The organism is Niabella pedocola, assembly GCF_021044425.1.
In the GTDB taxonomy this organism is placed as follows: domain Bacteria; phylum Bacteroidota; class Bacteroidia; order Chitinophagales; family Chitinophagaceae; genus Niabella; species Niabella pedocola.
Window position 1 is genome coordinate 22,996 of sequence record NZ_JAJNEC010000003.1, and the last position, 25,666, is coordinate 48,661.

Here is a 25,666-nt window from a genome sequence, read left to right on the forward strand (position 1 = left end):
TGTTTACTTATTTTAGCAAAGGAGTGGGCAAGCACTGTTCCCGGGCGGTGGAACCACCGGTGTTCATCCAGGAAGAGGGCATACTTACGAAAACACTCCGGCCGCTGTGATGCGGCAATCAGACTTAAAAACGGTCGAAATATAATTAATTTTTAAGAAATGGAGCGGATAACTGATAATTTATATTCCGGGTCAGGCTTTAGCGAGTGGGAAATAGGGGATGTAACCATGATCCTGCATAACGGTGTATACCATCTTTTTCACCTGATCATTCCCAATCATGATTATATTGCCCATGCGGTTTCAAAAGACGGTATTACATGGCGTAGGGTAAAGAATGCCCTGTTTGTAGGCGATCCCGGCGATTGGGATGATGATATGCTGTGGACTATGCAGGTATATGAAATCAATAACCGCTTTGAAATGTATTATACGGGCCTGCAACGTAAAGACCGCGGAGTGGTATCAAAGATCGGGCTGGCTGTTTCGGATAATTTGTTCGACTGGGAAAAGGTGAATGATGAAGTGTTTCCTTTTGGACCAAGAGCGCCCTATTACGAAACCTACGAGAACAACCCCCGGCTCTGGATGAGCTTCAGGGATCCGTTCCGGTATGACTATGAGGATAAGACCTTCTTTCTTGTTTGTACGCGGGCAGCTGCAGGCCCGGTTTCACGGAGAGGCTGTGTAGGCCTGGTACAGCTAATGGAGAAAGAACTGATCTTTCATCCGCCGCTGCATTTTCCGCGGATGTACGATGATGTGGAATGCCCTTGTGTATTTGAACTGAATGGCCGGCATTATCTGCTGGGTTCCATCCGTGAAGATATAAAAGTACGGTACTGGTTTGCGCCCGATTTTATGGGAGAGTATCATTGCTTTCATAATAATGTATTGCTGCCGCAGGGAAACTATGCGGCCCGCATCCAGAAGGACGGTGACTATTTGCTGATCTATAACTTTTTTTATGCAAACGGCAATGTAAACGCTCTGCGTATTTTTCCGCCACCCAAGCAACTGGAAACAGATGAGCGGGGAAGACTGGTACTGAAGAGCTATTACCGCTGGGATCAGATGGTGATCCATACACTTGTTCAAAATGAAATGGGTTCGATCATTACGCTGTTCGAAAATCCTACGGCAGCATTTGAACAGGCTCTCGATAAATGGACCTGCGGGTCCCGCAGCGGGTATGAGGTTTTTGTGATCCAGAAGTCGGCGCCCAGCTTTATCTGGGAAGGGATTCTGGCAGTGGAGGGAATGGGCAAATTAGGACTGGTAACGGATATCGACGAGGAGGGATCGGGGTATTATTATAGTTTTGATGTGATCAACAGTGTGGTGCATCTTCAAAGCTGGGGCTTTAATGCGGCCAATACCCGGTCGAATTTTATTTACAATGTACTCCAGGATAATATCTTTCATTTAAAGGAAGAAAAAGAATTTCATTTCCGGCTCATCCGTTATGGTAATTATATTGAACTGGCGATCGATGGAATTGTAAAACTATCCCTGATCGATTATAGCTATTCCGGAAATGGTATTGGCTTGTATTCGGCATCTTCAACCATTTCCCTCAGAAGTTCAACCTTAAAGAATCTGCCGGTGCCGGAAAGCGAATACAGTAACAATCATTGATCGTTTCCGGAACGCTTGATTATTGGCTTGCTCCGGGGTTTGTGGTGGTGTAAAAGCAGTGTAATGATGTGCGGGCTAAGATCGCGTCTTACCATTGTTTAGCTGTCCGTGCGGGGCGGCTTGTTCTCCAGTTCTGCCAGCCGGGCCATATATTCTTCCTGGTTAGAGAGGAGTTGGTCCAGCTTTTCATGAAGGATGCGTACTTCCAGCTCTGATTTCAGGTTTACCATATAATCCATTTTTGAACGGACACGGTCTTTTTCTTCCTGCCGGTTCTGGCTCATCATGATGATGGGCGCCTGGAGCGCAGCCAGGCAGGAGAGGATCAGGTTGAGCAGGATAAAGGGATAAGGGTCAAAGCCTTTATTGTGCATCCAGTAAATATTAACGATGATCCATACCAGGAGAAAAACGATAAAAGAGGTGATAAAGGTCCAGCTGCCTCCAAAACCAGATACGCGGTCGGCCAGCCGTTGTCCCAGTGTTAATTTATTATCGTCGTCCTCATCAATCATATCCGATATGATCGTTTGATTGGTCATGGAGGAGATCACGCTGTCTTCCAGTTCTGAAAGCTGATGAATATCCCTAAGCAGATATTTGGATATATATCGCAATTTGTATTCATTAAGTTCATTGTATGGAAGGCTGTCCGAGCGTTTAAGATCCGGACGTTCCAGTTTGATGTATTCAAACAATGCAGGGCGTAGCTGCCTGCAGGGAATTTTTTCATTTTCCTTGCGGTTGTTTGGGGAACCGGTGAATACAGAGTCGTTCATACCTCTAGTTTTTATAAAGCTAAGCTTTTGACCGCGTATTGTAAAGTCTTTTAAAGCGGCTTTATCAATTGCAGGGCATAATGATTACCCGAAACGGCGGGTGCAAAAATACAGGCCTTTGCCTTGCCGGGTCTTTCCCTTTTTTTTAACCTGTTGTAGAGCCAGTACACTGTTGTGGTGGAAGCGATCCCTATGCCCGCACCCGCGCTCACATCGGTCAGCCAATGTTTGTCTTTGGCCACCCGCAGGGCGGCGGTGGCCGTTGCCGCGGCATAACCGGCTATTGTATACCATGCAGAACGGTAGCCGTATTCTCTGCGAAGGAACTCGGCAGCGGCAAAGGCAAGGGCCGTATGACCGGAAGGAAAAGCGTGCGTGTCACTTTTGTCCGGACGTACAACTCCGGTATTATTTTTCAGCGGGTAAACAAAGGCAGCGGAGAACCCGGCCGACAGTGTAAAGAGCAGGGCCTGATCCGTGGGTTTATGCACGCCCTTTATGCCGATGGCCTGCAGGCCAACCACGGCTGCGGCCGGCGCAAGGGCGGTATAATTTTCGGGTTCAAGCAAGGGGCTGATCGTTTTAGAAGCAGTGCCGGGTACAACAACAGCAGGTGCCGGTTTGTTTTCCCGTATAATGGTAGCAACGGTTCCATAGGTTACCAGGGCCGCCGGAAGAATGTAGGAGCGCCCGGTGATCTTTGGGGAAGGAAGCGCTTGTTTTTTCGATATACGATGAGTGGTAAGGATACTGTCTGTCGATTGCGCGTGATTGATACATGGCATCCCTAACAGGAGCAAACAATAAAAATGGGTTTTAAAATGAAAGCAATTCAATAGCGTGATTTTAACAGGGTTTACGGGGGCTTAATATCGCATGCAAAATACGGTTTGTTAAATAACCGGGAATACTTTTTTTCATTAATCTAGGTTAAGCGCAGCTCCGGTAAAGACGGCTAATTTTGTATCAAAATAAAAAAGTATGGAACTCGGTATCAGTATGTTTGGAGACCTTCATTTTGATCCTGCAACCAATACGGTTCAGGCGCCGGGTGAACGGTTGAAGGAAATCATAGAAGAAATAAAATTAATGGATGAGGTGGGATTGGACTATTTTGGTATAGGAGAGCACCATCGCCCGGATTATGCCGTTCCCAGCCCGGAAATTGTGCTGGCGGCGGCCTCAACCGTTACAAAAAATATCAAATTGGGCAGCGCCGTGTCGGTGGTCAGTTCATCGGACCCGGTGAAGCTGTATCAGAATTTTGCAATGGTAGACCTGCTTTCCGGTGGCCGGGCAGAGCTGATGGCCGGCAGGGGAAGCTTTATTGAATCCTTTCCGCTGTTTGGATATGATCTGCGCGATTATGATGCGTTATTTGAAGAGAAACTGGACCTGTTATTAAAGATCAATAAAGAAGCCGTGGTTACCTGGAAGGGAAAACACCGGGCGCCATTGCAGGAGCAGATGGTATTGCCAAGGGCTACCAATAATCACCTGCCGGTTTGGATCGCCGTAGGTGGCACACCTTCTTCTGTAGAACGGGCAGGACGGTTGGGATTGCCGTTGATGATTGCCATTATTGGCGGGTCGCCCGCTCAGTTTCAACCTTTTTTTGAATTGTATAAAGAAACCTGGCAGCAATACGGGCATCCGGTGGATCAGTACCAGGTAGGTATTCATGTGCATGGGTTTTATGGGGAGGACAGTGCAGCCCTCAGTGAAATGTATTATCCGCTGTACGCCGCCCAGATGGACCGGGTAGGGCGTACAAGAGGATGGCCTCCCTACCGGAGGAATCAGTTCGATTTCGGTAAAACCAAAAACGGGGCACTGGTGATTGGTGATGCCAGTGAGGCGATTGATAAAATTTTATACCTGCAGGAATTATTCGGGCTTACCCGTTTTGCCACGCATATGGATACCGGCGGGCCTCAGCATAAGGATATTATGAAATCCATTGAGATCTATGGTACCAAAATTGCGCCCAAGGTGCGTGAGGCGCTGAAGAAGCAGGGATAAGGAAATGCTGAAATAAGGTTAGGCGACAGATATATTTTTTTGTCATGCTGTCCCGATCAATCGGGATCGTTTCAGCATCCATCCCATTAGGCCCTGAAACAGGAATAGATCCCGGAACAGGTCCGGGATGACATCTTCAGCACCACAGTGATATATCGCCATCTGTTGCTACCGGGAAGCAGCTACGCCGTAAATGCATAACTGGCGGCGGGCATCTCCAGGTTGGCTTTGTAGTATTTGTTGCGGTACTCAATGGGGGTAAGTCCCGTTACCTTTTTAAACACATCCCTAAACGCCTTGGTATCTGTGTAGCCTACATCATACATGACCTCGTTTATATTCAGGCGCTTGGTTTCAAATTTCCGTTTGGCGGCTTCAATGCGTACCCGTTGTATATATTCGAGCACCGTATTGTTGGTGGCTTGCTTAAACCGGCGTTCAAAGCTTCTCCGGCTAACAGCAATCAGTCCGGCCAGCTGGTCGATGCTGATGCGTTCGCCAATGTTTTTTTCAATAAAATCCTGCGCTTGTATAATGCCTTCGTCATTATGGTCTTTTTGTCCCTTAAAGATCGAAAAGGCATTCTGACTGTTCCGATCGATATCGATCGCAAAATATTTGGCAAGGAGGATGGCGGTTTCGCGATTGGTATATTTTTCAACCAGGTACAGCAACAGGTTCCATATGGAATTGGCCCCGCCACTGGAATAGATTCCGGCTTCATCGGTAATCACTGTTCCATCGGCAATTTCAACATTGGGATACAGCTGCATAAACTCATGGTAATAGGCCCAGTGGGTAGAGCATTTTTTATGATCGAGTATGCCGGTAGCCGCCAGCAGGAATGCCCCCAAACAAAGCGATGCTACTTCTGTGCCCCGGGCATGTATGGCAGCGATCAACGGCAGGGCCGGCTCATTTAATGCTACGGCCTTGCTCATTTCACCATCAATCAATGCAGGAATGATCAGGAGGTCTGCTTCGGTTACCTCTTTCAGCAAGCGGTCTGTAGTTACGGAATATAACCCGTTGGAAAGCGGGATGATTTTTTTTAAGCCAACCAGCTCTATTTTGAATTTTGCCGGATATCCGTTGGCTAACAGAAATTCATTGGCGGTCTGGAAAATTCTTGCCGCGGGTGTAATGGCTTCAATAACCCCGTTGATGGGAACGTAAATACAGATCCGTTTCATGTTGAAAATTTTCGTAAAGATAATCAATGTATTTGTCGCGAACAACCCCTGTCAATGGCGTATATGCCACCAGTATAAACGCCTGGATTTGATCAATTTTGTAGTTGAAAGAATCGCCTGTGATCCGGATAAAATCATATTTAACATTTAATGGAAATTGCCGTGAAGCCATGCTTTTTTATAAAAAATGCCTGGGTGGAGAATTGCATTTTCAAACATTGGGTGAGTCCGTAGGAACGGAACAATTGCCCGAAGCGCTGGAAGCCTATATTTTGCAGGCTTCCCTGCGATGTGCACATGCAGAAATTATCGCAACGGACCTGGTACCTGATGAAGGGTTATACCGGGGCAATAATATTGCGCTGTTGCTGGAATGCCGGAGCCTGAATGAATTGATGCTGGTATATCAGCGGCTGGCTAAAGGAGGAACGGCTACGCAACGGGTAGTTCCAACAAAATCGGGAAGTTACTATGCTTCGCTCACAGACCGCTTTGGCATCCGGTGGATGCTGAATTTTACACCCGAAGGAGCTACCGGACAGTAACGTGAAAACAGCTGACGTAATACTCCTTTATAAAAAGGATCTTTCCTCTTGCCTGGTAATTGGCCAACACTGCATGCAGCGCGCGTTCCAGCCGTTTGTTCGGACCTTTACGGCCATTGAAACGGATATAGGAAATATCGAATGAGCTGCCGTAATTATGCGAACTGAGGCCAGAAGTGGCATTGCCGTTCACCTGCCGCAGCCGGCTTTGCGAATGCACCGTTCGGGTAAGTGAGGTAACAGTAAAGGTACTTTTGGTTTGCGCATTAAAAGACCGGGCGATCTGGTTCAACACCGTTTTTGCTCTGGGTGTAAGGTAGGGGGTACTGTAATTCAATTTTTGAACCCGGTATCCTTTTCCGGCATTGACCTTTGTAAGCTTTTTTTTGCCCACATAGCTTTTGACCTGTGCGCTGCTTTTTAGCAACGGCACTCCGTGTTGCCGCGCTACATCCAGGTGCGCTTTATAACGCGCACTCTGGGCATAAACCGGGTTGTTTGCCACAAGTGCCCAGCACAACAGGAAGATATAAAACAGGCCTGGCTTCATGAATTACGGATGCATAAAACTGCCGCAAAGATAGGGGTTGGGGGCGATTGTAGAAAGTGCTTGCGACCACAGCGGCATAACCTTTCTAATTCATGAAAACAGGAATTAGAGCAACCCTGGATGGTGTACGCTCTCACATGCCGCTCCGAGCATAAAAATATCGTGCCCTTATTGCACTTTATTTTATTTTTTGAAGATATTCACCGTAGCCGCTTTTGATCAGGTCAGCCGCTAACTGATCTAATTGTTCTTTTGTTATAAACCCATTTCGGTACGCGATTTCCTCAATGCATCCGATTTTTAAACCCTGCCTTTTTTCAATGACGCGTACAAATTCTGATGCATCTGTAAGGGAGTCGAATGTTCCGGTATCCAGCCAGGCTGTGCCCCGGTCAAGTACCGCCACATGCAGCCTGTTCTGGCTGAGGTATACCTTGTTTACATCCGTGATTTCATATTCACCGCGGGCCGAGGGTTTTAAGTTTTTGGCAATTTCTAGGACCGTGTTGTCGTAAAAGTACAGACCGGGTACAGCATAGCTGGATTTTGGTTGTTGGGGTTTTTCTTCGATAGATTTTGCGATGTTTTGTTCGTTAAATTCAACAACCCCATAACGCTCGGGATCCGATACCGGATACGCAAACACATAACCACCTTCTATATCCGTTAGCTTTTTTAACTGTGCACCCAGTCCCATCCCATAAAAAATATTATCTCCCAATACCAGTGCCACCTTGTCGGTTCCAACAAAATCAGCCCCAATTACAAATGCCTGGGCCAGGCCATTGGGGGTTTGCTGAACGGCATATTCAAAACGGCAGCCGATACGTTTCCCGTCGCCGAGAAGCCGTTGAAATCCCGGCTGGTCCTCCGGTGTGGTAATGATGAGGATTTCCCGGATCCCGGCCATCATCAAAACGGATAAAGGATAATAGATCATCGGTTTATCATATATCGGCATTAATTGTTTGCTGATGGCTTTTGTAATAGGGTACAAACGGGTGCCGGAGCCTCCGGCCAGTATTATTCCTTTCATAAATGTAGGTCCTTTTTATGAGTGAAAAATATCATTAAAGAGGGGCAGCTGGACGTCTTTTTCCGAAACGGCGGTCTTTGAGGCGGCGATCTGCCAGTCGATATTTAAAAAGGGATCATTATAAGCAACGCCTTTTTCAGATGCTTTATGGTAATAGTTGTCACATTTGTAAAAAAAAGTGGCGGTTTCAGATAATACAGAAAAACCGTGTAAGAATCCCCTTGGTATAAATAATTGGAGTTGATTTTCCTGGCTTAATATTACGGCTATATGCTGTCCGAAAGTGGGAGAGTCCGGCCGTACATCCACTGCTATATCCAAAACCGTTCCCTGTAGTGCCCGCACCAGTTTTGCCTGGGCAAAATCGCCCGTTTGGGTATGCAATCCTCTGATGACACCATGGCTCGAAAAAGATTGATTGTCCTGCACAAAATGTATTTGGGTATCCGTTAGCTCACCAAACCGTGCCTCATTAAAGCTTTCGAAAAAATAGCCACGGGGATCTCTGAATAACCGGGGTTCGATGATAAAGCACCCCTTGAGCTTTGTCTCCGTCACGTTCATATAGAGGAGTTATATTGGTTATTATAATACTGCTGATAGTCTCCGGTAGTTACATGATCCAGCCATTCCTTGTTGGCTAAATACCAGTCAATGGTCAGGGAAAGACCTTGCTCAAAAGTTACTGACGGGGTCCAGCCCAGTTCGTTTTTGATTTTTGATGCGTCGATCGCGTAGCGTAAATCATGACCAGGACGGTCTTTTACAAAAGTGATCAGTTTATCGCTTGTTCCGGCGGGGTGCCCTAGTTTTTCATCCATCTGTTTACACAAAAGTTTTACCAGGTCAATATTCTGCCATTCGTTAAGGCCGCCTACATTGTATTTTTCGCCCGTTTTGCCTTCGTGAAACACGCAGTCAATGGCTCGTGCATGATCCACTACATAGAGCCAGTCCCGCGTATATTTCCCATCTCCATACACCGGAAGCGGTTTATTATGGATGATGTTATGGATCATCAGGGGGATCAGTTTTTCCGGAAAATGATTCGGGCCGTAATTGTTTGAACAGTTAGTGATAATAACAGGTAATTCATAGGTATCGGCATAGGCATGAATGAAATGATCCGAGGAGGCTTTTGAAGCGGAATAGGGAGAGTGCGGATCATATTTGGTTTCCTCTGTAAAAAAGCCGGTGGTACCAAGAGCACCATAAACCTCGTCTGTAGATACATGATGAAAACGTTTCCCCGGGTATTGGTCTTTCCATAGCTCTTTGGCGGCATTTAAAAGGTTCACAGTCCCGATGACATTGGTGTATACAAAATCCAGGGGCGAAGTGATGGAACGGTCCACATGACTTTCTGCTGCCAGGTGAATAATACCATCCGGCTGATATTTATTAAAGGCTGCCGTTACTTCCTCCGGGTTTACGATATTCACTTTTTCAAATACATAGTTGGGCGCAGCCTGGATATCTTTTAAATTTTCGAGGTTTCCGGCGTAGGTTAGTGCATCAATATTTACAATGCGGTAATGTGGATATTTAGTAACAAATAAACGCACCACATGAGAGCCAATGAATCCGGCACCGCCGGTGATGAAAATTGTTTTAGACATAATGAATCAACGACAGAGGTTAGAAAAGATCGATTGCTCAGAGTAATATAATTTTATCAAACCGGATGTGTTATTGGGTGACTCATTTTGACCGTTGATACTGTTGTCCGGGATACAAGATGCAGCAACTGTTCCAGTATGTTTTCTTTGGAATAGAAGGTGCCTACAGCCGCTCTTCCTTTTTCTCCGAGTGCTCGCAGGTAAGGAATAGATCCCACCTGCAGCTGATTTAGGAAGGCGACCAGTTTTTCGGGATCTGAGTAGGAAAAAGCCCAGCCTACTTTGTTTTCCGTAATAAATCTTGGAATTTCGGTTTCAGTGTTCCCAACAAATAATATGGGTTTTCCTGCGGCAAGGATGTTATAGGATTTTGAAGGAACGCCCACTCCATAGAGTTGATCACTAAGACTTACAAGCCCGATGTCGCATGCGTTGAGGGTTTTGTTGATGTCTTTCCTGGGAAAAGGCGGCAAAAACGTAATGTTCTGAATGCCATTTTCAGATACGTATCGCTCCAGATCTTTTTTCGTTGCACCACCGCCTGCAAAAATATAGTGTAACTGCGGGTTGTTAACACGTGCGGTCAGCTTGATGAAGTCCAGCAGATTTTGCAGGATGCCATGGTTCCCGGCAAACAAAATCGTTATTTTCTGCCCTGGCTCAACTGCCGGGTTAGAATTGCCCGTTTTGATCGGGTATACCGTTTCTGTATCGGCCCAATTGGGTATAATAACGATGTCGTCTTTGCGTGATTGTGGAAAATGCTCCAGGAGCAGGTTTCGCATGTCTCTGCCGATAACGATGATTTTATCAGCAACGTTACGCGACCGGATGAAGAACCTTCGCATGATTCTATAGACAATATTCTTAGATGAAATATAGCCGCCTGCGATCAGGTTTTCTGGAAAGACGTCATGCATCAGTAAATAATAATTAAAGCGTTTTATTTTCTTTAGCAACGCATACAAAGGTGTTATAAATGCGGGGTTGGATATTACAAAGACTTTGTCTTCTTTTTTTATAGCAAAGCTTTTAAAGAATAAGCCAAACGAAAGCCCTATCACCCTGATTAAGCGCTTAATTGAATGATTCTTATCCAGGTTAAAATAATTCCACCGGTGTATGACGATGCCTTCAAGGTTATCCCGCGTATTGGAGGAAACCCGTTCATAGTCTTTAGGACCACAAATGACATGTACTTCAAACCGCTCTCTAAATTTGAGCGCAATTTCTGTTGCGATATTCGCCGTTGCAATATCTGTGTCCGGGTAAAATACCTCGGAGACGATCCAGATTTTATTTTTTTTCATCATAGTAGGTTAACTAACCCTCTGAGAGGTGTAGTTTAGAAAGGGGCTTTGTTCGACGTTTACATTTTGCCGTATAGACATTTATGCTATACAGCAGGATTTTAGTATTTTAAATAGGGTAGTGTATGGGCTGGGAAAGAAGTACCGCCAGCGGCTGTTCTTCTGTATTTATCGTATTATTTCTGCCATACTACCCGGTTTACATAATCGGTATAACTTAAAATAATTCTCACCATTTTTTCAGAAACATTCGGCATGGAGTAATCCGCTACCTGTCTCAGCGATCTTTCCCCAGCCGTGGGCTGCGCCTTAATCTGTAGTAAGCCTTGCATGATCCGGTCCGTATTCAAGCCTACCATCATTACGGCCGCTTCTTCCATGGCTTCGGGCCGTTCATGCGCCTGTCGGATGTTCAACGCCCTGAAGTTTAAGATCGACGATTCTTCGGAAATTGTTCCGGAATCAGATAGCGTAGCGTATGAATTCATTTGTAACGCATTGTAGTCAAAAAACCCCAGGGGCTTTAAAAACTGTACGTTGGGGTGCACTTTCGCCTGTTTTTTTTCAATCATATTTCTTGTTCTTGGATGTGTAGAAACAATAATGGGACAGGAATAGGTTTCGGCAATAGTATTCAGCGAATGGATCAGTCCGTTGAAATTTTGTTCAGCATTGATATTTTCCTCCCGGTGGGCCGATACTACAAAGAACGCATCTTTTTTTAATCCCAGGCGATTGAGGACATCCGATCGTTCAATCCCCGGGCGGTAATAGGTTAACACTTCAAACATCGGGGACCCGGTTTTTATGATCCTGTCAGGAGCAATGCCTTCTCTCAACAGGTATTCTCTGGCAATATCGCTATAGGTAAGGTTGATGTCGGCCATATGATCCACGATCTTCCGGTTGGTTTCCTCCGGTACGCGCTGATCGAAGCATCGATTGCCAGCCTCCATATGAAAAACAGGAATCTGTCTTTTTTTTGCCGGTATGGCACACAGGCAACTATTGGTATCTCCCAAAATAAGGAACGCATCTGGCTGTAGCTGTTCCAGGAGCGGGTCTATTTTAATTAATATGTTTCCTATTGTTTCTGTTGCATTTGTGCCTGCTGCATTGAGAAAATAATCGGGTTTTCGAATCCCAAGTTCATTGAAAAAGATCTCGTTTAATTCGTAATCATAATTTTGCCCGGTGTGTATTAAAATGTGCTCGATAGCTTCGGACTGGTCGAGGGCTGCCAGGGTCCTTGAAAGCCGGATGATTTCGGGCCGGGTGCCTACTACGGTTGCTACTTTTAATCGGTTCATTAAGTTGCTTTATTTAGAGTAATTCGAGGTGGTACAAATTTACACGTTTTCAAAGAAGGTATCGGGGTCTTCCGGGTCATAAAATTCATTGATCCAGAAAACCGTGTATAGGTCCTCCCTGCCGGTATTTTTTATATTGTGTGTATACCAGACGGGCATATCTACATAGCCGGGAGCATCGCCGGATAGCCGGAACTCGATAATTTCTGAGGTTCCGATTTTTCGGAGCTGAATCAGTGCCTCGCCCTTAATAACTGCAAAGCGTTCAATTTTTCGCGTATGAAAATGGTTGCCCCTTGTGACCTCCGGAACGGTAGTGGAAAATGAAACCTGCCCGCCGGTATTGAGGCGGATAACTTCTACAAAGCTGCCGCGCGGATCTGTATGCGGGGTAAAGCGGACCGGGAAATGATTTGCAATATCCATATAACAACGGAATGAATTAAACAGGTTTAATTCAAAACGGTTATTTAACGAAGGAATAACGCCTTTGTCCTGGTATATTGCCTTAAATTGATTCAACAGTTGTAAAATCCGGGATACTTTTACTTCGGCTGTGTGCGGCACTACAAAGTCGGGCTCAGTGCCGCCCTGTCTTATTTTCTTTATGATCTCTTCGACCAATTCTCCTACGTAAATTAATTTTAAATCCCCGTCCGTATAAATGGCAGGTGTTATTCCGCGGGATACCTGGTAACAGAATGTTGCCACTACCGAATTGTAAAAAGGCTTTCCAAAAGGGCCAAATACATTTGGTATGATCATCCCGGTGAGATTTGCACCGGTTTTTTCTGCCCAGCGCATCAATAGCTGACGACCTTCTTTTTTTGACCGGCCATAGGGATTGTCTTTTTCTTCCTGCGAGGATGAGGAAAACAGTACATGGCATTCTGGGTTGCTTCTTTCCAGGGATGCAATTAATGAACGTACCAGGTTGAGATTGGTTTCATAAATGTAATCCGGGCTTTCATGTCTGTTCATTGCGGCCAGGTGAATAATAACATCGCATTGTGCTGCAAAGCGGTCCAATTGCGGAGGATCGTTAAAATAATTCCTTGAAAAAGGAATGATCTCAAATTCGTCTTTATAAAGATTGAGCGTGTTGTAAAGATGTTTGCCAACAAATCCGTCCTGGCCGGTTATTCCTATTTTTTTCATGAATGCTGTATTTAAAAATCAACAGGGATGGAATTATACGGGGTAATGTATCACATGCTCTTCTTTTAAGATGTCTTCCCTGATAATGGGAAGTTTTTTAAGTAGTTGTTTCATGCCTTCAACATCCAGCCGGTGCGTATTGTGAGAGTGGTACTCTTCTATTTCAGCTTCCTTCGTATTGCCTTGGGAAAAATATTGTTCATAGTTCAGGTCCCGGTTATCGGCGGGAATACGGTAATAATCGCCCATGTCTTCAGCCTTTAACATATCCTCGCGGTTTACCAGGGTTTCATACACCTTTTCACCGTGCCGGGTGCCAATGATTTTGATCTCATTCCTGGACTGGTACAACTCCAATAGCGCCTTTGCCAGGGTTTCGATGGTAGCCCCTGGTGCTTTTTGTACAAACAGGTCGCCCTGCTTTCCATGTTCAAAGGCATAAAGTACCAGGTCTACGGCGTCTTCGAGGGTCATCATAAAGCGCGTCATATCAGGATTGGTAATGGTAATGGGTTTGCCTGATTTGATCTGATCGATGAACAGGGGAATTACGGAACCGCGGGATGCCATTACATTTCCATACCGCGTAGCGCAGAAAATGGTCTTACTGTCTTCCAGGTTGCGGGAGCGTGCCACGGCCACTTTTTCCATTAGAGCTTTGCTCATGCCCATGGCGTTGATGGGGTACGCGGCTTTGTCTGTGCTGAGTACCACTACTTTTTTTACTTCGTATTTTTCTGCCGCATTCAATACATTATCGGTGCCTAATACGTTTGTTTTTACTGCTTCCAGGGGAAAAAACTCGCAGGACGGAACCTGCTTCAATGCTGCAGCATGGAAAATATAGTCTACACCATTTACAACCGTTTCAACGCTGGAATAGTCGCGAACGTCGCCCAGGTAAAATTTTATTTTAGGATGATTGTAACGCTTACGCATATCATCCTGTTTTTTTTCATCGCGACTGAAAATACGAATCTCTTGAAAATGGTCGGTGTTTAAAAAGCGGTTCATGACCGCATTTCCGAAGGAGCCGGTGCCGCCGGTGATTAGAAGGGTTTTGTTACTTATTTTCATTTCAGGTTCACTTTATGTTGATTTCGAGGTAAAACACATCTTTGTTTTTGGGCGTTATTTTCTGATAGGGTTGGGGCTGGTTAGAAGTTTAAGGGCTGTTACACTAAAGAACTTATATATTGAAACGTTTCTTTGGCGCATTTCCGCCAGGAGTAATGTTGGGAGTATTGGGCGGCCATATGGCTGATTTTTGCACGTTGTTCGGGGCTTTGAAGTAGTGCCTCAACCGTATTTCTTATCGAAGCAGGGTTTTCTGCATCAAAGTAGGCCCCCGCATCTTTTAAAAATTCCGGCATCGGAGCTTTTTTGCTGCAGGCAATTGGCAACCCTGCCGTCATGGCCTCCAACAAAATGTTGGGCATGTTTTCACAAGTTGAAGCGTAGACGAACAGGTTACAATTTTTATAATACTCGTGAATTTGGGAAAAGGAGACATTGCCTAAATATTTAATGTTCGTTGGATTTTTCTGTAAAAGTTTTTCAAATTTATCATAACCGTGTGCCTTACTGCCAATAGCAATCAGTTGCACCGGGTATTGCTCAGAAAGTTCATCGATTGCAATGGCAACATTATCAAAATGCTTATACGGGTCTATAGTTGATATGTATAAGATTTTGAAAGGGTTTTCATTTGAATAATGGTTTATAGGTAATTGTTCTGCGGGAGCGTTTCTAAAGCGATCGGATATGCCGTGATGAATGAGCACTGCGTTTTTAAATCTGACTTTTGAAATGTGCTGAATGTACTCCCAGGAATATTTGGAAATGAAAATTACCCCGGCTGCGTTTTGGATAGAACGTTTTTGTAAAATTCTTAAAAAAAAGAATTTCAGCCGGTACAGCGAAAATCCATAGCGGTTTGCTTCCTTTGTTTCAAAAACCAGCATATTTCTTGACATAGTTACATAAGGATACCTTTTACTATAGAAACTGCCACCAGGGTTGAAGATGATATGAATGTGATAACTGCGTACAATTTGCTTAAGTTTGGCGCGCTTCCAATACTGTCGCTTAAGGAGTGAGGACTCAAACCCGGTCATTGGCACTTTGATGAGCCATTCCTGGTCGTTGATCTTTTCCAATGTTTTCCGGATTCCAACGACCACAATGCATTTGATCCGCTGCTCAGTAAGCATACCTTGTGTTGTAGCATTCAACATTTCGGTTAAATGAGACACGCCTCCCCCGGATATTATATTCGTTCCGTCTATTAAAATATTCATTTGAGATTCAAGGATTAATATATGATAAGAAGAAAGCGATGTATAAAACATCATATTTAAACAGGCCGCTTTCCTGCTTTGAACTTGTTACATTATTTCGCAGCGTTATTTAATGTTATGATCTTTCATGAATTTCAATGTTTCGGTCCACCATTCCCGGCTACTATCCCATTGAATGGGTTCCCGGGTACTTAAATTAAAAGGAGGAGCCCATATTATGAGCCCGTCACAATTGGGGTACAAAGTCTCCAGCTGAAATCGCCAGTCTTCAGCCGTTGTGAATTTATTGTTATTCCAGTATTGAGGCCATACAAAGCCATAAACCGGAATTGTGGGATCCATTTTCTTTAATTTGGTAATCTGTTGATCTGTAGCCCACTTCCATAGCGGCATACTATTATTTCTGGTATAAAACGCAGGAAAAGCGAAATCATTATTCGCAGTGATGGATCTTATATTATTGTTCATTGTTAACCATTGTGCTAAATAGTTGATTCGCTTAAGGCTATTGGCACCCGATCGCTGTTTGTAAAGATATATGTCTCTGTGAGGTAACATTCCGAAATACCCAATCTGACGTTTCGGCAATTTTCCTTTGAAATAGTTAAAAACTGTTATGTATTTTTCTGCGTTTGCTTGATAATCAGTTCCGGTAAGGTCCCAGCTTTCAATATCGAGGCAGATGGGATCATCATTTTTCGATGCCTTTTGAATTTCATGATCCAACTTACTATAATTTATCTTTCCGCTGTTCAGCAGACTATCCTCATAGATAATATTAATGCGTTTTATACCGTACTGGCTTAAGTCAGGTTTGTTTTTTTGGAGAATGCCGTCATATATGACAAAGCGCTTCTGTAGCCCTGAGTCAGGCTCCTTTAAATTTAAAGATGATCCGTAGTTATTATTACTGTTTAATGAAAAAAAACTATAGCATACAATTGCCAGGCATAATAACAGTATAGATGAGATTAACTTATAAATGTGTGTTGTCTTTTTCATATATAATGTTTATTTATTCTTTTTCTCTGATGTGTTTTCTGCTGTAATCGAATGATCTGTAAAATAATAATTTTCTTGTTTCATTTTCCTGCTTGTCAAACACGGTGGTATACGGATACCACCTTTCGTAGTTGTATGTGTTGGGCACCAGGTGTGATGTATTTCTAAAATAATATAAATATTTGGGCAGGAATACCAATATGAAAATACCCGTAATTAATATTGCCCTGGCTCTATGGTATTTCGTATCTCCTGCGATCATAAACAGGTAGTTGGCAAAATAAATGGTAAGAAAGGGCATAAAGTAATTTATAAACCGGCTGAAACCTGTAAAGTAGGATACCATCGGTGCAATTGCAAAATAAATTACTACCAGTTCGGGGAAAAGAACCGGCCGCTTCCGGGTATATTTTAAAAAGATATAAATAGGTACTATAAAGAAGATGCATAGAAAGTATAGGAAACCGAAAACAGAAGGGATGTATTTCTGGTACTCGCTAAACCTCCTTCTGATTTCTTCATTGGGTATCAGTGTTGGTGCGAAATTGAATAGAACCATTATAAGAAGAATGGATACACCTATTTTTACGAATGTGGATTTTGTTAATTTTTTCTTTCTAAACAGGGGGATGAAAAACAAAAATATACTAGATGCATGGCACAGGGTAGCGCAGATGATCAATATATAGTATTGGGCCCATTTATTTTTAACCATTGCAGGATAGGCCAGTAAAAAGAAGCTGATGGCCAGCGACTCGCGCATTACCTCCATATTATAATACAGGTAGTAAAACAAAAAATAGATCAGTACCGCTGTGAATTTGTATGGGGTATATTTTTTGAAAAAAGAAAAAAGAACAATGTTGACAAATATAGAATGAACAAATTGAAAAAAAGCAAAATCATCCACGATCGTTTTGCACACCGAATTTAAAAGTATCCATAATGGCTCATATCGTAAAAGTACAAAGTGCTTCAGTTGAAGTTTGTTTAGCGGCGGTATTTGGTTCTCAAATGAGTTGAAATATTCCAGGCTATCACCTCCAACCTTATATCGCAGCCCTGCTACGCAAACTAAAGTGATAAAAACAAAGCCGTACCAGAATTTGCCACCAGCTTTTTTAGCATTCGTGTCATAACTAAATACCAGTACCAAAATCAGCGCTAAAATGAAAAGATATATCATATATATGCCTTATTGGTATTTATTTTTTTTAATACAAAGGCAAAGTTCGTTGCATAAAAAACAATTACACCGCCCAGTATCAGTAACCGCGCGCTCAGGGACGGAACATAAAATAAGAAAAAACAGGAAATGAAATAGGCCGGGAGTGCATATAAGATAAACTTTATGATGTTAAACGGAACATGGTACAACCGATTCGAAATAATCCAGCTCATGATCAGCAGGCATGTGTTTGTAATGATCATGGACAACACAACTCCCGGGATACCCAATTGACCTGTTAAAGCAATTAAAGCGATGATATTAATAGCTGCTGAAACAAAAAAAGTATACGTTATATATCGGGTCTTTTCTTTCACTTTTGGCCCGATGTCGACTATTTCTTTAAAAATAAGCAGACAAAAGAACAATGAAAGCCCTCCGATATATTTCCCCGATTCAGCATAGGTGGGCGTTGAAAAATAGGTAACTACTTCATTTGAAAATATGGTAATGCTGCAGACAATAAAAAAGACAAGACAAGCGGTTACAGGCAATATATTTTTAAATACGTCTTTTGCGCCCTCTTTTTTTACGGTTGCAAAAAGAAAAGGCGGCCATGCCATCATAAAGGCGGTATAAATTATTTGAACAGCGGAGGCGAAACGTAAAGAAAGCGAGTAGATACCAATTGAAGAAAGGGAAAGCAATGATATTAAGAAGAACCGATTCGCATATGTAACTGTGAAGCTTCCAAGACGGGCAGGAAGCATTGGAAGTGAAAAGCTTAATGAACGTCTGATCAATTTTTTGGCAAATGAAACGTTTAAATAATTTTTAAGAAAGAAAAAGAGAAGTACACAGGTGATGAGCATACTAATGACCTGGGCCCAAATAATGGCAAATACAGGGTCTTTAAAAGTAAACAGCGCCAGGATCGTAAGGAGTAACAATGAAAGCACCCTGAGCAAGACAAATGCCAGAAAAAGCTTGTTTTTCTTTTCGAATCTTAGCATGATAAAAACAAAGATAGAAAAATTGTAAAGCGGCATTTTTAGGAATGACCAAACCAGTGCCTTGTTATACGCTTGAGTATGAAACAATAAATTGCCAATCTGTTTCGTAAAAAGGATCCCAATAGCCGCAATAACAAGCGAAAACGCAAATATAAATATAAAATTGCTTGTGATAAATGTTCTCTTCAGGGCATTCCTGTAATCAAGATAATAGCGTTGAAATGCCGTCTCTAATTGTAAAAGAGCCAGAATGGAGGCCGCCTCCGTTGCTACCTGAAGCATGTCGATTACTCCCATTTCATCTTTCTGCAAATAATGAGAATAGATGGGAATAAAAAGAAAAAGCAAAATCTTTTCTAAAGTCGTTGCCAACCCAAACGATAAAAAACTTTTAAGTAGTTCTTTCATGATCTGTTTTGAACCGGGTTATCCACTGTGATACGTCGTATCTGTTATCAATATTCTGATCCGTTACAAGGTAGCCGCTGTTTAAAAAGGACTTCAACTGGCCGATGTCATCTCTGCCAAGGATAAATATGTTCTGGGGATGATAAAATGTCTGTTTTGTTATTGATAAATCATTGGTGATCAGTTTTTTTCTAAAAAAGATAGATTCCATTACCCGAAGCGTCAATCCGGTTTGTGTGTCCTGGGTGATATCAAGAATAGCGTTTGATTCGAAAATTAAATCAAGATATTGTTGATAGGGTATTGGTTGATTTCCTTTATGGCTTCCCCAGCGTGTACGCGCGCCAACCATATAGATATAATTGGTAATGCCGAGCTTATGAAACGTTTCCTTTAATGAATCCAGTTCTTTTTTTCGACCTTTATCCAGGCCAACAAACAGGATATCCCGCTTTATCGGAACTTTTTTTACGGGGATGTTGTCGAAATAAAAAGTGGTATTAAATGATAAATGAAAATCGCGGCAATCCCTTGGGTCAAAAGAGTAGGGAATGAATTGTGCCGGCAATTTTGAAGGCTGACCTTTAGGATAAATAGATACAGGATTCCAATACCAGAAAATTACGATTACTTTTTTTTTTGACAACAATTTCCAAACATCTACTTCATCATTGGCAAACAAAATGACTGTTGAACCTTCTTTGATTTCGTTCTTCCAGTCTCCCAGCCAATAGTTACGATTTAGACCTAAGATGCCGAATATCTTTCTGAAGGTTCTGGAGAAGCCATTTGCGTTCTTATATATATGAAAGGTCTTTATCCCTTTTTCGTTGAAAAACGGTATAAAGTATAACACCGAATTATAAATAACAACAGGATCGCTGATCATCCCTTAATTTTTAAATATTTACCGGCTATTTTATTTCAAAGCCGGCCAATTTCTTTTTCGTAGAAAATACCTTTAACATAACCAATAGCAGCATCACGAGTCGTTATATTGTCCTATTGAAAAACTTTTAAACTCGTTGCAGGCCACATACCTGAGTCCGATTATTGCGACCTTATAATTTTTTTGCTGGCGCATTTGAGAACATTCTTTTAACTAATAGGCTAAATGCTGCCAGTACCATTTTGTAGCTTCTTTTAAACCTTCCTGTATTGTATGCGTTGGCTGATAGCCTAGTAGTGTCTTTGCCTTTTCTACAGAGGCATGGGAATGAGGAATATCTCCTTCACGACCAGGGCCATAAACAACCGGTACATTTTTAATTTCCGGATTGTATTCGCTCAGGTATAACTTCAGCCATTTTACCAGGTCATTGAGCGTTGTTCGGTCTCCAACTGCTGTATTATAAACAGTATTTGTTGCAGCTGGGTTATTTGTTAACATAGCTATCTCGTTCATCTGTATTACATTGTCTACATATGTAAAATCTCTTGAGTAGTCTCCGGTACCGTTGATTGTCGGGCTTTCAAGTTTGATAAACTTTCTTACAAAAAGCGGAATTACCGCAGCGTAAGCCCCGTTCGGATCCTGACGACGGCCAAAGACGTTGAAATAACGCAGGCCAATTGTTTGCAGGCCGTACGTGCGGCTGAAAATATCCGCATAGAGCTCATTTACGTACTTGGTAATTGCATAGGGCGACAAAGGGCGTCCGATCTTTTCCTCTATTTTTGGCAGACTTTCTGAATCTCCATAAGTTGATGAACTGGCCGCGTATACAAAACGTGCCACTCCTGCATCTCGTGCTGCTATTAGCATATTTAAAAATCCAGATACATTTACATCGTTTGTAGTTATGGGGTCTTTTATCGAACGGGGTACAGAACCTAAGGCTGCCTGGTGTAAAATATAAGAAACACCAGTAGCGGCAATTTTACAGGTCTCCGGTTCACGAATGTCACCCTCTATCAATTGAAAATTCTTATTCGAAAGAAAAGGGTCAATATTGTGCCTGTGGCCGGTGGAGAAATTGTCCAGAATCCGTACAACATATCCCCTGGCTAAAAAGTGCTCAGCAAGATTGGAGCCTATAAATCCTGCTCCACCCGTAATTAGTATTATTTTCTTTCCCTCCATTTATGAACGTTTGAATAGTTGTTTGATCGATGTAATAGCCGTTTTTTTTGTGTGTTTCTGATCATTGCCATATCCATATCCATACCCGTACCCGTATCCATATCCATAAGAGTTCTTGGGCTTTGCATCATTTAAAACAATCATCAAATTGTTTAATTTTTTATTGCTGTATATATCCTGAACAACATTGAGCTGTTCTTTAAACGTATAATTGTATCTTACTACATATACACTAAGGTTCGCGAAATTGCCCAATGTGAATGCATCCGACACCTGGCCAACCGGAGGACAGTCGATAATGATGTGATCAAACTCCTGTTTCAGGATGCTAAACAGCTCGGTAATGCGCCCGTTTAGCAGTAACTCCGAGGGATTGGGAGGAATCGGACCGGATCCGATTACATACATTCCTTTTAGTTCCTGAACAGGCTGCAACAGGTCTGATGGTTTCAGATTCCGGTCTACTACAAAGTTTGAAATGCCTTTGGCTGAAGCTATGCCCAGCCCTTTTAATAGCTTGGGTTTGCGCAGGTCAAATTCCAAAAGCACTACTTTCTTACCGCTAAGTACCAAACTGGCACCCAGATTTGTACAGAAAAAGGTTTTTCCCTCTCCGCTCATACTGGACGTTGTTAAAATTATTTTGTCATCTTCTCCCGAGGTGGCAAACTTAAGATTGCTTCGGATCAGCCGGAACATCTCAGATATAGGCGTACGGGTATTTTCTTTTACCACCAGCTCCTCGCTAGACTGGGCATGCATGATTTCTCCTAAAATCGGAATATTGGTTCGGGAAAGGATGTCTCTTTGCAACCGTACTTTATCATTCAGCAGATCTGCAAAATACATGATGCACAACGGAATAATGAAGCCTAATAGCAGGGAGCCCAGGTAAATCAGACCTTTTTTGGGAGACACAGGAATTTTACCGGAGGCGGTTTCATCAATAATCCTTGAATTAGAAACCGTAGCCGCAAGGGAGATCAGGGATTCTTCTTTTTTTTGCAGCAGGTATTGATAAATGGTTTGTTTAATACCCTGTTCCCGCTGGATCTCCAGTAATTGGCGTTCAACTGCAGGAACGGTTTTAATCTTTGATTGGAACTGCCCATAATCCTGGTTAATCAACCCTTTTGTAACTGAAACTCCTTTTTGCAGGTTGCGTATATTTTCAGCAATGCTTTTACGAACGGTGCTAAGATCGTTGTCGATGTTCTGCACCAGGATATTCCCGGGTTCAATCGTGGTGAGTGCCTGTTGGCGTTTAAGCTGAAGGCTGTTAAAGCTTTCGATAAGGCCGTTAAGGGTTGGGTCCTGGATGCCTAAAGAGGAGGGCACCAGTGAATGCTCATTTCCTGGCTTGCTAATATAGGACTGCAGGGAAGTAAGAATGGATGCCTGGAGTTTAGCATCTTCCAGCTTCTGATATAATCCCTGGGTTTGGGTCATATACTGGGTGATGTCTGAGGTTACATCGGTGATCTGGTTCTTCTCTTTAAAGTCCGATACCTTTTTTTCAACACCTGAAAGCTCGCCCACCAATGTTCGCAAACGATCGTCGATAAATGCAACGGTATTCCTGGAAACGATATTCTTATCGTCAACAGCATCCTGGTTATAAACTTCAATGAGTTTATTAATGATGTCGATGGCTTTTTGTGAAACGGGGTCCTTCACTGTAATGATAATGGTACTGGTTTGCTGGTCGCTTACATCAATAGACATGTTTTTGGCATAGATTTCTGCATACTCTTTAATGTTGTTAAAGCGAAGCAGGATCTTGTCATTGGTAAACCGATATTTGGGATTGGGAGTAATGCTGAACGTTCCAAAAGGCATTTGTATTTTTTGCCCGAAGCGAAACGTTTGCGATTTCCCTTCGTCTTGTGTGAGTACAAAGCTGGATTGGGTTTCATTTACAGAAACCGAATATTCTTCAATATCTTTTTTTAAAAGAGTGTCTTCATTGAGTGTGTCAATTTGTATAATGAATGGACTGTTGATCCCATAGGCTTCAGAAGTACGTATATTGCCCTGTACGAATTGCGTGGGCTGTAAACCGGGTAATTGTCGCATGGCCCTCTGCAGGAGGCTTTTACTCTTTAAGACGCGCACTTCGTTATCTACATTTTTGGTAATATTAAGGATGTCCAGATCCTGGAACATCTGCATCGCATCTGCCGCGCCGGCGCCGCCTTTTTTATCGTCTTTTACAAGCAACTCAGCCGTTGTTTGATACACGGGAGTTGTATAGCGTAAATAAAAAAAAGCGAGGATCAGGCAAATAAGTACACCCAATACAAACCAATACCAGTTACGGGTATAGCGTGTGATCTCAGCGCGTAAATTAAGCTCTCTGGGTTGGTCAACGGATGTTAAAGGTTCTTCGTTCATTTAGAAGGAATAAATGGTTAACGTAAAAAAAAGCAACAGGCCGTATCAATTAACGGAGCAGCGAGGCCAGGATTACGGCAATGGCCGAAATGCCTGCTGTGGCAATGGGTACCCAGCGATAGTTGCTCGCATCGGCCTGCCGGGCCTTCAGGGTATTCTCCGGCTGTACATATACTACATCATTCTGTTGCAGGTAGAAATAGGGCGAATTAAACACATTCTTATCTGCCAGGTTAATTCGCTGCATGGTACGGGCGCCATCTTTTTCACGGATTACCAGTATATTTTCGCGGATGGCATAAGGTGTAAGGTCGCCGGCCATACCCAGGGCCTCCAGTACGTTCACCCGCTCATCCGGAACATTGAAGGACCCCGGGCGGGTCACTTCGCCAATTACGGTTACCTTATAATTAAGAAAACGGATATTTACAATGGGTGTTTTAGCGGTTTTAGCTACCTCCGCAGTGATCTTATCCTGTGCTTCCTTGCGGGTAAGCCCAGATACGTCTACTTTACCAAGAACCGGAAGATTTACCTGACCGTTTTCATCAACCAGGTAGCCGTTCCGTGCCGGATCCGAACTGGCAGTGCCGGTACCGGCTGCGGTTGCGGTGGCGGGTACGATAGCTGTGGTTACGGGCGTTTGGGGGGCAGCCCCGGTGCTGAAAAGCTGGTTGTACTCGGGGCTGAGGGTCGTGATTGTGATGCCAAGAATATCGCCCTTTTCGATTTTTGCACTCATTTTGTTGACTATCTGAGCCGTATCTCCTCCGGGAGGCAGATTATTAAAGTACACAAGATTCCTGTTCGTACTGCAGGAGGGGGCTACAAATACGATAAGGAAGATGAGTAATATGCATACTCCTTCCCTGGGCTTAAAGGGGGCGTTTTCGAGTATTTTCATAAATATCGAGGGTTTCGAGCATTGAATCTTCGCAAAGATACTATTGCAATTTTTAAGAAACGCTTTTTTAGAAATGTTTTATTTATACCTTGTTATACATACGTTTTAACGAAATGTCATAGAGGACCCAAAAAATAGGCCTGAATGTTTTTAGCTAAAATTTCAGGTTATCCTTCAGAAATTCTTAATTTCGACGCGTATCAAGAAGAAAAAATTATGCCACAAGATCAGGTTAGACAATTTTTAGATTTTGAAAAGCCAATTAAGGACCTTTTGGATGAAATTGAATTAACAAAAGAACGTACAGAGAAAACCAAGATCGATCTTTCCGACCAGGTGACCCAGCTGGAGCAAAAAGTGGCCGAAACGCGTAAAAGCATTACGCGGAATCTTACTGACTGGCAACGTGTTCAGTTAAGCCGGCATCCGGACCGTCCATACACACATAAATATATTGAGTTGATGACCGATAATTATGTGGAATTGTATGGCGACCGTAATATCAAAGACGATAAAGCGATGGTGGGCGGATTTGCTACACTTGATGATCAAACGGTTATGATCATCGGGCAGCAAAAAGGATCCAATACTAAAAAAAGGCAGCTGCGTAATTTCGGAATGGCCAACCCGGAAGGATACCGCAAGGCGTTACGGCTGATGAAACTGGCAGAGAAATTTAACAAACCGGTTATTACCCTCATCGACACACCGGGAGCTTTTCCCGGCCTGGAAGCGGAAGAGCGGGGGCAGGGAGAGGCAATTGCCCGCAATATTTATGAAATGATGCGCCTGAAAGTACCGGTGATCTGCGTAATCATCGGCGAGGGAGCCAGCGGTGGTGCATTGGGAATTGGTGTGGGCGACCGTGTTTTTATGATGGAAAATACCTGGTACACCGTTATTTCACCGGAGAACTGCTCTACTATTTTGTGGCGCAGCTGGGATTTTAAAATGAAAGCTGCGGAACAACTGAAGTTGACGTCTGCCAAAATGAATGAATTCGGCCTTATAGACGGTATCATACCGGAACCGGATGGTGGCGCTCATTGGGATTATTCCATTGCAGCGCGCAATCTTAAAAAGCAGCTGATCGCTTCGCTGAAGGAACTAAGACCCATGGATCCTCAAAAGCGGATCAACGAACGGATCGAGAAATTTTCAAAGATGGGATTCTGGGAGGAATATAAATAGGTTTCCTGTTCCGGGTTTCAGGTTTTTGGGTTGCTGCCCTGCC

The 25,666-nt window shown here is 43.2% G+C and carries 23 protein-coding genes; 4 read left to right on the forward strand and 19 right to left on the reverse strand.

Annotated features, from left to right (window positions below; translation table 11 throughout):
- Positions 1-159: 159 nt before the first annotated feature.
- Positions 160-1,638, forward strand: coding sequence for a glycoside hydrolase family protein (locus tag LQ567_RS01260; RefSeq protein ID WP_231002277.1), 1,479 nt, complete (start codon positions 160-162; stop codon positions 1,636-1,638).
- Positions 1,639-1,736: 98 nt separating this feature from the next.
- Here LQ567_RS01260 and LQ567_RS01265 read toward each other — a convergent pair whose 3' ends face one another.
- Together LQ567_RS01265 and LQ567_RS01270 are read right to left on the reverse strand one after the other, a co-directional pair.
- Positions 1,737-2,417, reverse strand: coding sequence for a DUF1003 domain-containing protein (locus tag LQ567_RS01265; protein WP_231002278.1), 681 nt, complete (start codon positions 2,415-2,417; stop codon positions 1,737-1,739).
- Between the two features lie 50 nt (positions 2,418-2,467).
- Positions 2,468-3,253, reverse strand: coding sequence for a phosphatase PAP2 family protein (locus tag LQ567_RS01270; protein WP_231002279.1), 786 nt, complete (start codon positions 3,251-3,253; stop codon positions 2,468-2,470).
- 145 nt (positions 3,254-3,398) lie between these two features.
- On the opposite strand from LQ567_RS01270, the gene LQ567_RS01275 reads away from it, so the two are divergent.
- Positions 3,399-4,439 carry an LLM class flavin-dependent oxidoreductase gene (locus LQ567_RS01275; RefSeq protein WP_231002280.1) on the forward strand — a complete coding sequence of 347 codons (1,041 nt, stop codon included), beginning with the start codon at positions 3,399-3,401 and terminating at the stop codon, positions 4,437-4,439.
- A 182-nt stretch (positions 4,440-4,621) separates the two neighbouring features.
- Here the strand turns inward: LQ567_RS01275 and LQ567_RS01280 are convergent, their stop codons facing one another.
- Entirely contained in the window at positions 4,622-5,632 is a 1,011-nt protein-coding gene (locus tag LQ567_RS01280) for a GlxA family transcriptional regulator (RefSeq protein ID WP_231002281.1), read from the reverse strand.
- A 119-nt stretch (positions 5,633-5,751) separates the two neighbouring features.
- On the opposite strand from LQ567_RS01280, the gene LQ567_RS01285 reads away from it, so the two are divergent.
- Positions 5,752-6,177, forward strand: a complete 426-nt coding sequence (locus tag LQ567_RS01285; RefSeq protein WP_317206824.1) for a VOC family protein — start codon at positions 5,752-5,754, stop codon at positions 6,175-6,177.
- Here the strand turns inward: LQ567_RS01285 and LQ567_RS01290 are convergent.
- The 16 genes from LQ567_RS01290 to LQ567_RS01365 all read right to left on the reverse strand — a co-directional run bounded on the left by LQ567_RS01290 (position 6,164) and on the right by LQ567_RS01365 (position 24,432).
- On the reverse strand, positions 6,164-6,727 hold the full coding sequence (locus LQ567_RS01290) for a DUF5715 family protein (RefSeq protein WP_231002283.1): 564 nt from the start codon (positions 6,725-6,727) through the stop codon (positions 6,164-6,166). The genes LQ567_RS01285 and LQ567_RS01290 overlap by 14 nt on opposite strands.
- Before the next feature lie 178 nt (positions 6,728-6,905).
- Positions 6,906-7,763, reverse strand: coding sequence for a glucose-1-phosphate thymidylyltransferase RfbA (rfbA, locus tag LQ567_RS01295; RefSeq protein WP_231002284.1), 858 nt, complete (start codon positions 7,761-7,763; stop codon positions 6,906-6,908).
- A gap of 15 nt (positions 7,764-7,778) precedes the next feature.
- Positions 7,779-8,327, reverse strand: a complete 549-nt coding sequence (gene rfbC / locus LQ567_RS01300; RefSeq protein ID WP_231002285.1) for a dTDP-4-dehydrorhamnose 3,5-epimerase — start codon at positions 8,325-8,327, stop codon at positions 7,779-7,781.
- Complete coding sequence (gene rfbB, locus LQ567_RS01305) at positions 8,324-9,382, reverse strand: dTDP-glucose 4,6-dehydratase (RefSeq protein WP_231002286.1); 1,059 nt, start codon at positions 9,380-9,382, stop codon at positions 8,324-8,326. Before rfbB ends, rfbC begins: the two co-directional genes overlap by 4 nt.
- Positions 9,383-9,438: 56 nt before the next feature.
- Positions 9,439-10,695: a glycosyltransferase family 4 protein gene (locus LQ567_RS01310; protein ID WP_317206825.1), complete on the reverse strand. Its 1,257-nt coding sequence runs from the start codon at positions 10,693-10,695 to the stop codon at positions 9,439-9,441.
- 173 nt (positions 10,696-10,868) lie between these two features.
- Positions 10,869-12,002 carry a non-hydrolyzing UDP-N-acetylglucosamine 2-epimerase gene (gene wecB / locus LQ567_RS01315; protein ID WP_231002288.1) on the reverse strand — a complete coding sequence of 378 codons (1,134 nt, stop codon included), beginning with the start codon at positions 12,000-12,002 and terminating at the stop codon, positions 10,869-10,871.
- Between the two features lie 39 nt (positions 12,003-12,041).
- Entirely contained in the window at positions 12,042-13,160 is a 1,119-nt protein-coding gene (locus tag LQ567_RS01320; protein WP_231002289.1) for a polysaccharide biosynthesis C-terminal domain-containing protein, read from the reverse strand.
- 33 nt (positions 13,161-13,193) lie between these two features.
- Complete coding sequence (locus LQ567_RS01325) at positions 13,194-14,237, reverse strand: polysaccharide biosynthesis protein (RefSeq protein ID WP_231002290.1); 1,044 nt, start codon at positions 14,235-14,237, stop codon at positions 13,194-13,196.
- Between the two features lie 98 nt (positions 14,238-14,335).
- Positions 14,336-15,514, reverse strand: a complete 1,179-nt coding sequence (locus LQ567_RS01330) for a glycosyltransferase family 4 protein (protein ID WP_231002291.1) — start codon at positions 15,512-15,514, stop codon at positions 14,336-14,338.
- A gap of 51 nt (positions 15,515-15,565) precedes the next feature.
- The gene (locus LQ567_RS01335; protein WP_231002292.1) at positions 15,566-16,462 is read right to left on the reverse strand and encodes a hypothetical protein; all 897 of its coding nucleotides are present in this window, start codon (positions 16,460-16,462) and stop codon (positions 15,566-15,568) included.
- A gap of 13 nt (positions 16,463-16,475) precedes the next feature.
- Positions 16,476-17,648 carry an EpsG family protein gene (locus LQ567_RS01340; RefSeq protein ID WP_231002293.1) on the reverse strand — a complete coding sequence of 391 codons (1,173 nt, stop codon included), beginning with the start codon at positions 17,646-17,648 and terminating at the stop codon, positions 16,476-16,478.
- The gene (locus LQ567_RS01345; protein WP_231002294.1) at positions 17,645-19,051 is read right to left on the reverse strand and encodes a lipopolysaccharide biosynthesis protein; all 1,407 of its coding nucleotides are present in this window, start codon (positions 19,049-19,051) and stop codon (positions 17,645-17,647) included. Before LQ567_RS01345 ends, LQ567_RS01340 begins: the two co-directional genes overlap by 4 nt.
- Positions 19,035-19,940, reverse strand: coding sequence for a hypothetical protein (locus LQ567_RS01350; RefSeq protein WP_231002295.1), 906 nt, complete (start codon positions 19,938-19,940; stop codon positions 19,035-19,037). Before LQ567_RS01350 ends, LQ567_RS01345 begins: the two co-directional genes overlap by 17 nt.
- A 213-nt stretch (positions 19,941-20,153) precedes the next feature.
- Positions 20,154-21,134 carry an SDR family oxidoreductase gene (locus LQ567_RS01355; RefSeq protein WP_231002296.1) on the reverse strand — a complete coding sequence of 327 codons (981 nt, stop codon included), beginning with the start codon at positions 21,132-21,134 and terminating at the stop codon, positions 20,154-20,156.
- On the reverse strand, positions 21,135-23,528 hold the full coding sequence (locus LQ567_RS01360) for a GumC family protein (protein WP_231002297.1): 2,394 nt from the start codon (positions 23,526-23,528) through the stop codon (positions 21,135-21,137).
- 49 nt (positions 23,529-23,577) lie between these two features.
- Positions 23,578-24,432, reverse strand: a complete 855-nt coding sequence (locus tag LQ567_RS01365; RefSeq protein WP_231002298.1) for a polysaccharide biosynthesis/export family protein — start codon at positions 24,430-24,432, stop codon at positions 23,578-23,580.
- Positions 24,433-24,648: 216 nt separating this feature from the next.
- Between LQ567_RS01365 and LQ567_RS01370 the strand changes: the two genes are divergently transcribed.
- Positions 24,649-25,623, forward strand: a complete 975-nt coding sequence (locus LQ567_RS01370) for an acetyl-CoA carboxylase carboxyltransferase subunit alpha (RefSeq protein WP_231002299.1) — start codon at positions 24,649-24,651, stop codon at positions 25,621-25,623.
- Positions 25,624-25,666: the final 43 nt, after the last annotated feature.